4 protein-coding genes and 1 pseudogene are annotated in these 11,368 nt (G+C 68.1%); 3 read left to right on the forward strand and 2 right to left on the reverse strand.

Annotation, left to right across the window (positions count from 1 at the left end; genetic code table 11):
- Positions 1 to 502 (reverse strand): annotated as a pseudogene (locus VT52_RS32775) (hypothetical protein); the annotation flags it as partial.
- A gap of 2 nt (positions 503 to 504) precedes the next feature.
- Positions 505 to 1,377, reverse strand: coding sequence for a hypothetical protein (locus VT52_RS32780; protein ID WP_071387728.1), 873 nt, complete (start codon positions 1,375 to 1,377; stop codon positions 505 to 507).
- Positions 1,378 to 1,382: 5 nt separating this feature from the next.
- On the opposite strand from VT52_RS32780, the gene VT52_RS39470 reads away from it, so the two are divergent.
- The 3 genes from VT52_RS39470 to VT52_RS32795 all read left to right on the forward strand — a co-directional run bounded on the left by VT52_RS39470 (position 1,383) and on the right by VT52_RS32795 (position 10,066).
- A complete protein-coding gene (locus VT52_RS39470; RefSeq protein ID WP_071387729.1) occupies positions 1,383 to 2,933 on the forward strand; it encodes a peptidoglycan recognition protein family protein in 1,551 nt (516 codons plus the stop codon).
- A 444-nt stretch (positions 2,934 to 3,377) separates the two neighbouring features.
- Positions 3,378 to 9,572 carry a DNRLRE domain-containing protein gene (locus tag VT52_RS32790; RefSeq protein ID WP_079175436.1) on the forward strand — a complete coding sequence of 2,065 codons (6,195 nt, stop codon included), beginning with the start codon at positions 3,378 to 3,380 and terminating at the stop codon, positions 9,570 to 9,572.
- On the forward strand, positions 9,566 to 10,066 hold the full coding sequence (locus VT52_RS32795; RefSeq protein WP_071387731.1) for a hypothetical protein: 501 nt from the start codon (positions 9,566 to 9,568) through the stop codon (positions 10,064 to 10,066). Before VT52_RS32790 ends, VT52_RS32795 begins: the two co-directional genes overlap by 7 nt.
- Positions 10,067 to 11,368: the final 1,302 nt, after the last annotated feature.

Consider the following 11,368-nt stretch of genomic DNA (forward strand, 5'->3'; position numbering starts at 1 on the left):
CGAGGTTAAACGCCAAGCTGAGACTGCGCTTGCGGGCGAGCTCGTCCGGGTCGGCCTGGGCCAGGAGCTTCGCGGCATGGCGGCGGGCCAGGCGGTGGTTCTTGGGCAGCGGGGACGGATCGATCGTTTCGAGGATGCTGTGCAGTCGGCGGCGGACGGCGGCGTAGGCGGCTTCGAAGCCGCGGTCGTGGTCGGGGTAGCGGCGCAGGCCGAGTTGCTCGCGCATCGGATCGGAGAGGGAGAAGAAGAGTAGATCGGTGACGGCGGTGAAGGTGACGACGCCGCCGTTGCGGGCGGAGGCCAGGCTCATGCCGACCAGCAGCGCCTCGACCGGGAGGGTGCAGGGGCATCCGGTGCGCCGGGTGACGAGCGGCTCGATCTCCTCGATCAGGCCGGAGTCGGCAACTTCGGCACGGACCGCGGTGACTTCGGTGTCCGGAACGAGGGCGCGCTGGGAGCGCAGGCGGGCGATACGGGTGTGGCGTGCGAGGCGGCTGGTCATGGTCAGAACTCCTTCAGCACGGCGGAGGCCTGGTCGGGCGTGAGGTTGCGGACGTGGGGCAGGACCCGGTCGATGGAGCGCAGGGTGGTCAGGCCGGCGGCGGCCATCAGGGTGGGCAGATGCATGCGGGCTTCGATGGCGTCGACGAGCCAGGTGGCGCGGGTCCGGCCTATGACCAGGGACGGGCTGCCGGGTGGTTTCTTGGTGCGGGCGAGGAAGTTGGTGACGGTGTTCGTGCCGCGTGCGTGGCTGGCCGGGCGGAAGAGGTAGCGGGCCTGACCGGGGCGGGAAGCCCAGGCGGTGGCTTCGGTCAGGACCGCGGCCCAGGCGGTACGGCAGAGCACGACGCGTGCGCGGGGCCCGCGGACCGCTACTCCCACAGCCCCGTTGGGGGCTTCCCGGACGTCGTGTGTGCGCAGCGGGATCACCTCGGGAGAGTCCAGGCCGCAGCCGAGTCCGAGAGCCAGGAGCGTCAGCAAGCCATAGCGCAGCTCGTCGGTGGGCTGGGAGCGGGCTGACGCGTACAGCTGGGCCTGTTCCGACCTGGTGTAGGGGCGGGAGGGATCCGAGCCGGAGTAGGCGGCCGGTCGGCCGGTGATCAGGTCGGGGCCGAGCAGGGCTCGGCGGAGGTGGTTGAGGCGGCAGCGGCGGTTGGAGCGGGACGACTGGTCCAGGTGCAGACAGCCGGTGGCCAGGTACCACTCGATCGCTTCCGGGGTGAGCAGCTGTTCCGCCTTGGTGGGGCGCCCGCAGGCGTCGGCATGCGCCGCGGCGTGGGCGAGAGCACCGAGCCAGTCACGGGCCTGCTTGGGGGTGGCGGGCCTGGCGCGGGTCACCGCGCGACGGCAGTCGGCGCCGATGCGCTCCCCGTTCATCGTCGGTGCCCACTCCGCAGCTGGTCAGCCGTGCGGGCTGGGGAGCGGACGAATGCGCCCGGGATGCCGGTTACCCCGACTACGGGCACACGGTCAAGGTGGTCTTCGTTCACCACACCGATACCACCAACACCTACTCCTGCACGGACTCTCCGGCGATCGTGCGCAGCCTCTACGCGCTGCACCTGCACCAGGGGTGGCGTGACATCGGCTACAACTTCCTGGTCGACAAGTGCGGCACCATCTTCGAAGGCCGCTTCGGCGGGGCCGCTTTGCCCGTGACCGGCGCCCAGACGTACGGCTTCAACACCGACTCGATGGGCATCGCGGTGATCGACACCTACACCGACCTCAGCGGCGGCGACTCCACGGCCAGCACCATCCCGGGCGCCACCCCGAGTCAGGCCATGCTGGGCTCCATCGCCCGCCTCGCCGCCTGGAAACTGAACATGTCCGGCATCAGCCCCACCGCCACCAGCACCCTCACCGAGGGCGCCAAGGACAGCTACGGCTTCACCTATGGCAAGAGCTACACCCTGAACACCGTCTCCGGACACCGCAACGGGTTCGCCACCGACTGCCCCGGCAACCAGCTGTACGCCAAACTCGCCGACGTCCGCAGCTACGCGGCCGGCCCCGCCGCCGGACTCGCCGTCACCAGCGTCGACGGTCCCAGCGGAACCGCCAAGTCGGGCACCGCCTACGTCACCGGAACCAGCGCACGTGTCCGATGGACCACCACCACACCCAGCACCCTCCTCACCGGCGCGGAAGTCCTGGTCGACGGCACCCCGGCGGCGACGACCGCCGGCAGCGCCACTTCCGCGACCGTCTCGCTGACCACAGGCCGTCACACCATCGCGGTCCGCGTGACCCACGTGAGCGGCAAAGCCACCACGTCCGCCGCGGTGACGGTGGTCGCGGACACCACCCGGCCCACCTATCCGACCGCTCCCTCGGTGCAACTGCGTACCGGCACCGTGAACACGACCGGCGTCCCGGTCACCGTCACCTGGAAAGCAACGGACGACAACGGCCTGCGCGCCCAGGCCGCCACCTCGCCCACCGCGGCGTCCCTGACGAGCTCCGCGACCAGCTGGTCCACCACGGCCATGGCCGCGACCTCCACCCAGTTCGCCCTCAAGGCCACCGACCTGGCCGGCAACACCACCACCGCCACCGCCACCCGCACCGCGACACTCGTCCAGGAAAGCGCGGCCAAGGCAACCGGCAACTGGACCAAGCGCTCCGGAACCAGCTACCTGGGCCGCTACTCGACCAGTTCCTCCGCCGCGGGCGCCTCCCTGACCTGGACCTTCAAGGGCCGCTCGGTGGCCTGGATCGCCTCGCGCGCCAGCACCTCCGGCCAGGTCAAGGTCTACCTGGACGGTGCCTACCAAACCACCGTCGACCTCAAATCCGCCACCACCCTGTACCGCCAGGCCATGTGGACCAAGACCTGGAGCAGCGCAACACAGCACACCCTGAAGATCGTGGTCGTCGGCACCTCCGGGCGACCTGCCGTCACCACCGATGGCATCGCCGTCATCGGCTGATCACTGACGTGCCGTCCCCCAAGCCGACCACGGCAGGGGACGGCACGTTCCATTTCCCTTGCGTGCGGGCTCAGTGAGCCCGTCAGGTCTGCTGCGTACAGCACGCTTGCGGCATTTGAGGCATGTCGCAAGCGATCTTCACAACTTCCATAGGTGTCGGCGCCGTTCCTCAGGTGACGCTCGAAGAGTTCCCGACTGGAAGTAGAGATCTGGACACATAAGTAGCTCCAGATGTGTGGCAACGTACTGCTTTACCTGTGGTTTACCTATTTTTGATGACCCTTCGTGTCATGTGCGCTACGTATACTCCCTCCTTCGACCCATCACAGGGTCTACATACGGAGGTTGAAGGTGCGTCAGCAGCACGTCCCTCCGTCGCCCAGGCGGCGACGGGGGCTATTTCGAAGAGTGGCGGCGCCCATAGCCGGCTCACTCGCCTTGGCGGTGTCCGTCTCGCTCCTTGACGGCATCGAGCCCGCCTTCGCCGCACCGCCCGCCCAGCCGTCATCCGCCAAGCCGGGGAAGCACTGGGCGACGCAGGCGGCGGACCTGCCGTCGGCGCGGGTCGCGGCCCGGCTGTCGGGCAAGCGGGTCGAGGCGTTGTCGGAGCGCACCGAGACGTCCACGACGTGGGTGAACCCCAACGGGTCCCTGACCACGGAGCTGTCGGCCGGCCCCGTGCGGTTCAAGCGTGACGGGAAATGGGTCGACGTGGACCTGGACCTGGCGGCCCGCGCCGATGGTTCCGTCGCGCCTGCGGCTCATCCCAAGGGCCTGGTGCTGGGAGGAAAGGGCGGCACCAAGCCCGCGTCGCTGAAAGCGGCCGGCAAGGCAGCGGCGCGCACCCTGGTCACCTTCGGCCAGGGCCAGGAGCAGGTCGAACTGGGATGGAAGGGTGGGCTGCCCAAGCCGGTCCTGGACGGCCCGAAGGCCACCTACCGTGACGCGGTGCCCGGAGCGGACGTCGTGGTGGAGGCCACCAGGACGGGCTTCGAGCAGTACGTCACCATCAAGCAGCGGCCCACCGCCGACGGTTACGCCTACACCATGCCGCTGAAGGCCAAGGGCCTCAAAGCGAAGCAGCAGACCGACGGCAGCGTGGTGTTCACCGACGCCAAGACCGGCAAGAAGCGAGCGGTGATGCCCGCTCCGGTGATGTGGGACGCCACCGTGGACAAGGTGTCCGGTGAGCACACCCACCGAGCCAAGGTCGGACTGAAGGTCGTCCAGCACGGCTCGAACATCGACCTGGTCTTCACCCCGGACGCCAAATTCCTCGCCGACAAGAAGACGCAGTTCCCCGTCACGGTGGACCCTTCCACCACTGCGCTGGGCAACGTTTTCGACACCTACGTGCAGCAGGGTGAGACGGTCGACTGGTCCGCCGACACGGAACTGGACCTGGGCAACCCGGGTACCAAGAACGCCGACGGCACCCCTCGCATCGCGCACTCGTTCATCACCTGGAACACCTCTCCGATTTCCGACGCCCTGGTCTCCTCGGCGAAGCTGTCGCTGTGGGACTTCCACTCGGGCAACACCGACTGCAAGGCCTACCCGTGGGAGGTCTGGTCGACCGGGGCCGCCTCCACGTCCTCGCGCTGGAACAACCAGCCCACGTGGAACACCAAGTACGCCACCTCCACCGAGACGACCGGCAGCCCGAGCTGCTCCAGCCAGCCCGACGGATGGATCAACGCCGACGTCACCAGCCTTGTCCAGGCGTGGGCATCGGCCAAGGCCACCCGCGGCAACATAGGCCTGCGCACGACGGACGAGGCCGCGTCCACCCCGTGGAAGCGGGTGAACTCCGCGAACGCGGCCACCAACCCGCCCAAGCTGACCGTCACCTACAACTATCGGCCCAAGACCGGAACCGACCAGCAGGCCGGCCCCCCGTTCTTCAAGGACTCCTCGGGCACCTGGTACGTCAACACCACCACGCCGACGCTGCGGGACACGTTCACCGACGCCAACAACGACAAGGTCGACGGCACCTTCCAGATCTACGACGCCGCCACCAACACCCAGGTCGGCAACCTCCTGGTGTCGCCGTACGTGCCCAGTGGCCAGCCTGCCTCGGTCAAGGTTCCTACCGGCGTCCTGAGCAACGGCAAGACGTACAAGTTCCGCACCAACCCGTACGACGGCCTCCACTACAACAACGACTGGTCGGCCTGGGCCACCTTCACCGTCGACACCTCCGCGCCCTCCGCGCCCGCCTCGGTGACCTCCACCGACTACCCCACGGACCAGTGGGTGAAGGGCGCCGGTCAGCCGGGCAAGTTCACCGTCACGCCTCCGTCCGGTGACCAGAACGGCATCGAGTGGTCGCTGGACGGCACCACCTGGACGAAGGTAGCCACCTCCGGTACCACGCCGGTGACCTTCTCCGTCACCCCGGCCAAGGCGGGCACCAACACCCTGCAGGTGCGGGCGACCGACAAGGCGGAGAACAAGTCCGAGGCTGTCTCCTACACCTTCCACGCCGGCCCGGGCGGAGTGACCGCCCCCGACGACGGAACTCGCACCTCAGCCCGCGTTCCGCTGGCCGCCGAAGCCGACGCCGCCAAGTACGACAAGGTCACCTTCTCCTGGCGGCGCGGAGAGGCCGACGACTGGACGCCGATCCCGGCAGGTGATGTCTCCAACGCCGGGCAGCCGCTCAACTCATGGCCACTGGCCCTGACCGGCGGCAAGAGCCCGAAGCTGACCTGGAACGCCACCTCCACCGTGGACCCTGACGGCACCGTCCAGGTACGTGCCGACTTCACCGGTCCGAACAGCGCGACCACCTCCTCGGACCCGATCAGCGTGGTCGTGGACCGCGCCGCCGACGGCGCGGCGTCCGAGGAAGTCGGACCAGGCTCGGTGAACCTGCTCACCGGCGACTACACCCTTTCCGACACGGACGCCTCGTTCTTCGACATGTCCGTGTCCCGCACCGCATCCTCCCGCACTCCGCAGGCCGGGGCGGCGCAGGAGGGGCAGGCACCGATCTTCGGCAAGGAGTGGCTGTCCGGTACCACCGCGGAAACGGTCGACTCCGGCTACACGCAGATCGTGAAGACCTCGGCCACCTCGCTGAACGTGGCTACCGTGGACGGTGACACGGTCAAGTTCACCGCGAACGCCGCCAAGACCGGCTGGGTGCCCGAGCCTGGCTCGGAGGATCTGACCCTCAAGGGCTCTTTCACGTCGGGTGACTTCACGCTGTCCGACACCGACGGTGCGGTGACCACCTTCTCCAAGGTCAACACCTCGGCGACGACGTGGACGGTGACCAGCTCGCTGGCCGACGGTCTGGCCAACTCCACCACCAAGGTGGTCTCCGAGGCCGTCACTGTCGGCGGCAAGACCCTGGCCCGCCCCAAGCGGATCATCGCCTCCACCACTGCCACCACGCTGGGCGCCTGTGACGCCGACCCGTCCACCAAGGGCTGCCGCGTACTGGAGTTCGTCTATCCGACGACCACCACCGCCACCTCCACGGCCCTGGGTGACTTCGCCGGTCAGGTGAGCCAGATCAAGCTGTGGTCCACCGCCCCTGGTGCCTCAGTGGCCACCGCCACCACCGTCGCCCAGTACGCCTACGACGACGCCGGACGGCTGCGGGAACAGTGGGACCCGCGCATCAGCCCCGCGCTGAAGACCGCCTACACCTACGACAGCGCCGGACACATCACCACACTCACTCCGCCCGGTCAGCTGCCGTGGACCTTCGACTACGGCAAGGCGGGCTCCAACCCGGCAGCCGGCGAAGGCATGCTGCTGAAGGCGTCCCGTGCCACGCTCACCCCGGGCAGCGCGAGCCAGACCAACGGAACGGCCACCACCACCGTCGTCTACGGTGTCCCGCTGAGCGGGGGGACGGCCCCGGAGAATCTCGGCGCGACCGCGACCGCATCATGGGGGCAGAGCGACACTCCGACCGATGCCGCCGCCGTCTTCCCCGCAGACCAGGTTCCCTCCTCCAATGACGGGACCAGCCTGACGGCAGGCGACTACAGCCGTGCCGACATCCACTATCTCGACGCCTCCGGACGCGAGGTGGACACCGCTACTCCCGGTGACCACATCTCGGTCGCGGAGTACGACCAGTTCGGCAACAAGGTCCGCTCGCTGACCGCAGCCAACCGCGAGCTTGCCCTGGGCGCCACCCAGGCGCAGAAGAACCAGCTCACCGACCTGGGCATCAGCGCACTGTCCTCCGACGAACGCGCCCAACTGCTGTCCACCACCTCGGTGTACAGCGGCGACGGCCAGCGGGAGACGGACACCTACGGGCCGCTGCACCAGATCACCCTGGCGGCCGACCTCACCAGCGGCGCGACCACCCTCGCCAAGGCCGGCAGCCAGGTCATGGCCCGCCAGCACACCGTCAAGGAGTACGACACCGGTCGTCCGACCGACGGCACCGCCACGGTCAAGAACCAGGTCACCAAGCAGACCGTCGGCGCCCAGCCGCGTTCCTGGCCGGATCTGCTGGCCGACACACGGGTGACGGCCACCGCCTACGACTGGGCCAAGGGCCTGCCCACCTCCACCACCCAGGACCCCGGCGGCCTGGCGATCACCACGATCACCGGCTACGACGACCAGGGCCGGGTCATCAAGACCAGCCAGCCCGCCTCCAGCGGGACAGACGCCGGCACCACGGTGACCAGCTACTACACGGGCGACGGCACCGGCACCTGCGGCGGACGGCCCGAGTGGGCCGACGCCGTCTGCCAGAGCGGCCCGGCCGCGGCCACCACCGGCGGCGGCTCCAACCCCACCACCCTGCCCACCAAAACCACCCAGTACGACCGGTGGGGCAACCCGACCACCGTCACGGAAACCTCTGGCAGCACCACCCGCACCACCACCAACGGCTACGACAACGCCGGCCGGCCGACCACAGTCACCGTCTCCGGCGGGCTGGGCACCGCCATTCCCGCGGTGACCACAACCTACGACAACGCCACCGGCCAGGTCGCCACGCAGACCTCGACCGCCGGCGGCACCATCACCAAGGCGTACGACCGGCTCGGCCGCATGATGTCGTACACCGACGCCGACAACGGCACCACCACCACGCAGTACGACGCGCTGGACCGGCCTGCCAAGGTCACCGACAGTGTGCCGTCGACCACCACCTACACCTACGACACCTCGATCGACCCACGCGGTCTGACCACGTCGATGACCGACTCGGTCGCCGGCACCTTCACCGCCCGCTACGACGCCGACGGCGACCTGGCCACTGAGGGCCTGCCCGGCGGCTACACCATGGCCGAGGAGCAGGACCCGAGCGGCACCGCCACCGCCCGCACCTACACCCGCGACAGCGACGGCACCGTGCTCGTCTCCGACAGCATCACCGAGACCGTCCAGGGCCAGTGGGCCACCCACGCAGGCACCCCCGGCGTCACCGCCTCCCAGGCCTACGCCTACGACAAGGCCGGACGTCTGACCCAGGTGCAGGACACCACCCCCGACGCGGTCTGCACCACCCGCACCTACACATTCGACAAGAACACCAACCGCAAGACCCTGGCAACCGCCACCGCGGGTGTCGGCCTGGACTGCACCACCAGCGGGGGCAGCACCGCCAGCTACGCCTACGACAGCGCGGACCGGTTGGTGAACAGCGGCTACACCTACGACGCCTTCGGCCGCACGACGGCCCTGTCCGGCTCGACGATCGGCTACTACGCCAACGACCTCGTCCAGCAGCAGACCACCGGCGATCAGCGCCGGACCTGGACTCTGGACTCGGCTCTGCGCCGACGCGGTTTCACCACCGAGAGCAACGCTTCCGGCAGCTGGACGCAGACCGCCTCCAAGCTCAACCACTACGACTCCGACAGCGACAACCCCCGCTGGACCGTCGAGGACACCGCCACCGGAGCGTTGACACGCAGTGTCGACGGCCTCGACGGCAACCTGGCCGCCACCACCACCAAAACCGGCGGTACCGTCCTCACCCTGTCCGACCTGCACGGCGACACCTCCATGCAGTTGCCGACCGACACCTCCACCGCACCGACCGTCCTCGACTACGACGAACACGGCAACCCCCGCGATGGTCAGGACACCGTCCGCTACGGTTGGCTCGGTGGCAAACAGCGCTCCAGTGAGACCCTCACTGGCCTCACCCTCATGGGTGTACGCCTGTACAACCCCGCCACCGGACGCTTCCTGTCCACCGACCCGGTTCCCGGCGGCAGCGCCAACGCCTACGAGTACTGCGGTGGCGATCCCGTCAACTGCTTCGACCTCGACGGCAAATGGTGGCGGCCGTGGCGCTCCCACCGACTGCGCCGATGGTCGGCCAACGCCCTGGGCTGGGGACTTTCCCACGTTGGCAGCAGGTACATGGGATACCACTGCTCCTACCGCTGGGGGCTGCGTGTATGCAGAGGCGGGTGGGGCCTGCACGCACGAGGCGGTACCACCATCGGCAGCACCTACTTCACCTCCAACAACCCCAAGTACGTCTCCTACAACCGGATCCGGCACGAGAAGATCCATCGGCGACAGTGGCGCCACTTCGGCCTCGGATTCGCCTTCCGCTATGCGCGAGCGGGGTCCAATCCCTGCCGGAACCGCTACGAACGGGAGGCCAACCTGGGATGGGGTGGCTACTCATGCTGAAAGCGAAAAACGCCGCGCTCGTCATCGTCCTGGCGCCGGTCCTCGCGCTGGGAACCGGCTGCGGTCTGCTGCCGTCCGACCCCGCCGACCCGCCCGTGTTCGGCGCCCGTGTCGACGGGGAGACGATCACCGTCAAAGTGCCTCTCTGTCCTGCGGAGCGGTTGCGGCGGGTCGATGTCCTCGACTTCGACGACACCGACGATGAGACACCAGCCTCGGTGTGGTGGGCGTCCGATCCTCAGACACGCCAAGCCAAGGCAGGTGTCGTGGAACTGTGGTCAGGACGCGGCTTCGCTCACCATGCGCCCGCGCCGTCCACAGTGCCAGGCAACCTCGATGTCGCCTACACCAGCTCCTCGGGCAACGGCCGTGACGACGTCCTGCCGCTCGGGAAGATCGCCAAGGCGCACTTGGGCAGCGGTGAGTACTGGACACACGACGGCCCGAAGAGCGCAGCACAGATAGACGCGGAACTCGGTTGCGATAAGCAGTGATCCCCGTGTGGTCGACAAGTCCCCGCAGCTTGTCGACCACACGCATGTCTCTACCTGCGCCCGCGGGCCAAGAACTCCGGCCCACGCGGCGTTCGGCGCAACGATCGGAACTCCGGCTCACCTTCTGGCCGATCGCCGGATGCACCATCGAACCACCGGTAGAGAAGCTGTCGGCTACCTCGTCGGTTCATGCTGGCGTGGCGGTTTCCAGGGCGGCTTCCGGACGCGTTACGGACGTGGCCCTGCGGGACACGCTTTTCACAAGGCAAGCGCCAACGCCTACGACTGCTGCAACGGTGACCCGATCAACCACTACGACGTCGACGGCAAGTGGTGGCACTGGCACCGCTACTGTCGGCATGTGCACCGACGGCTCAGTGGCTGGGGGAGACGTCACCGCGTGGTGCGTGTCACCTACTACGCTTTCCGGAGCTGGGGCGGCCGCGTGTCGCGCAATCACTACGTCAGACAGTGCGCATGGTGGGGCGGAGCCGGAGCTGGGCCGGTCATCGCGTATGGCTTCTGGTCTGGGCCAGTCGACTGGGGCTTGGCCGGGGTCACCGGCGGCTTCGGCTGCGTAGCCGGAATGGGCAGTTACCGATGGGACTGAAAGTGGCGGCACAAATGCGCTCACCAGATCGTAAACCCGACCGTGTCGGGTCCATCATTGCTGCCATAGCCAGCGTGAGCAGTATCTATCTGGCTCACCTCGTGATGCCAAAAATGTCACTCGGAATCCTGGTCATCCCCGGAATTCTCCTTGGGGCAGCCATCGCGATAGTGCTGCGCAAACCGAAGAGGGCCCGATAACCGACTGGCACAAGCGGCCCCCGGCGCATCTGTCTTCTGTTCGCCGCAGCGGGAGGGGGCGGGGATCTTCTCGCGCCGGGAGGACCGGAGGGCCCGGTCGTGGCCGGGGAGAAGACACATGACAGGGAAGCACCTCTGGACAGCCTCACAGCCAGGCCGGCGCCGAACAACATGGCGATCCGGCGCCGGCTACTGGCCCCTCGCACAAGCTGGTACGCCTGGGGGCTGGTCCGGGGCAACTGAAACACCATCTCGTTCGACATGGGCTGGCGAGACGTTCGAGTACGTCTGGGTCCCGACGAGATCACTTACCGTGGGGCAACAATGGGAAGCCGGGTCTGAGGCCTCTGTCCTGGAGTACGGGAAAACGGGCACGACAGCGTGGGAAACGATCTCCACAGGCACCGGTATAGGACCTGACCGGCGAGTTTCGTCGGTGCACCGTCGTGGATCGCCGCCCACGGACGACCAAGATCACCTGCGGTTGAGTGC

It is taken from the genome of Streptomyces malaysiense, from assembly GCF_000980885.2.
In the GTDB taxonomy this organism is placed as follows: Bacteria; Actinomycetota; Actinomycetes; order Streptomycetales; family Streptomycetaceae; genus Streptomyces; species Streptomyces malaysiense.

What these genes read in the sequence shown, in the direction of transcription:
- VT52_RS32795 (WP_071387731.1), top strand. Translation starts at nt 9,566, where the DNA reads ATGCTGAAAGCGAAAAACGCCGCGCTCGTCATCGTCCTGGCGCCGGTC.
- VT52_RS32780 (WP_071387728.1), bottom strand. Translation starts at nt 1,377, where the DNA reads ATGAACGGGGAGCGCATCGGCGCCGACTGCCGTCGCGCGGTGACCCGC.